Source organism: Desulfosporosinus sp. Tol-M2, assembly GCF_059735615.1.
Genome location: NZ_JCAIJG010000155.1, coordinates 1 through 1,405 on the forward strand (window position 1 = coordinate 1; position 1,405 = coordinate 1,405).

At 49.9% G+C, this 1,405-nt stretch carries 2 protein-coding genes; both read right to left on the bottom strand.

Translation table 11 applies throughout. The features are described 5' to 3' along the window. The coding region (locus AC6I5A_RS12035; RefSeq protein ID WP_034616284.1) for an MBL fold metallo-hydrolase at positions 1-258 on the bottom strand (258 nt) is incomplete at its 3' end. Positions 259-288: 30 nt separating this feature from the next. Continuing rightward, a partial coding sequence (locus AC6I5A_RS12040; RefSeq protein WP_034616286.1) for a ribonucleotide reductase barrel domain-containing protein occupies positions 289-1,405 on the bottom strand: 1,117 nt, incomplete at its 5' end.

Genomic DNA, 1,405 nt, shown 5'->3' on the forward strand with positions numbered 1-1,405 from the left:
AATCGCTAATTCATTTTGTAAACTGCGAGTGTTACCGATATGGTCCGCGTCATGATGCGTAAGGATTACCTTTTTGAGCTTGCTCAAAGGGACGCCAGCCTTCGCCATGGCCTCGCGAATTTGGGGTAATTGCCCCGGATACCCGGTATCCACCAGGATGACAGGATCATCCAGGATTAGGGTTGGGTAAGCGATTAATGGTTTACCCATATGATTTTTCGATAATTCCAACATTTTTATTCCATTGGCTATTTGCATAGTTGACCTCTATTCAGCTTTTAATATACCTTAACCGCACTTCGAATAGCCACAGTGCGTACATACCACACAACCGCTTTCATGGTTGATGGGCATACCACATTCCGGGCATGCATTTTCCGTCGCCACACCTGTCCGGGCTATTTTTTTAGTTACCTTTTCTCCGGATGGCCTTTCTCGTTCGACAACGCTTGATTTTACGGCCGTTGGGGCTGTTTTCTGCGTTCCCCTATGCCCACCCGCAAAATTGATACCCACTTCACTATATTTCTTAATCACCCGGGCAATGGCATCCGGGCAAGAGGTGACCTTGACCCCTTCCCGCCGCATACAAGCCGGGCAGCGAATACCTTTGATCTGCTCCGTAATGGCATCAACAGACAAGCCGGAGCGCAGGGTGATGGAGATCAAACGGGCTGTTGCCTCCGATTGGGAGGCACAGCCTCCGGCGCGGCCGGTATTCGTAAAAACTTCACAAATCCCTTTGTCATCCTCATTGACACTGACATAGAGGTTTCCGCAGCCTATTTTTATTTTTTCTGTAAACCCTACGGTTGTGGTTGGGCGTGGGCGCGGCACGACTGTGTTTATTTCTGGAATAAACGGTGTTTTGGGGATAAACTGTTCGGCTGCCAATGGGGCTTTTGTGGCTGAGGCTCCCAGCGAAAGCACCTGCTCCTCCCGGCTTCCGTCGCGATAGACCGTTAATCCCTTGCAATTCAGTTCATACGCCAAACGATAGGCTTCGGCAATATCTTCGCGTGTCGCGGCGTTGGCAAAATTAATCGTTTTGGATACCGCGTTATCGGTATATTTCTGGAAAGCCGCCTGAATCCGGATGTGCCATTCGGGCGCGATCTCTTGAGCGGTGGTAAAAACCTCCTGCGCCCAGTTCGGTACTTCCGGTAAACCGAGGACGGTTCCCATTTCAGCGATCTTTTGCATAAGTTCCGGGGAATAGAAACCATACTCTTTGGCCAACGCTTCAAAGAGCGGATTGACTTCTATTAAAGCTGTCCCATCCATTACAGTTTTAGTATAGGCAACCGCAAAGAGAGGTTCTACCCCGCTGGAAGCGCCGCAAATCATGGATATCGTCCCGGTTGGAGCAATTGTCGTCAAGGTAGCGTTGCGCAGTTTCATGACC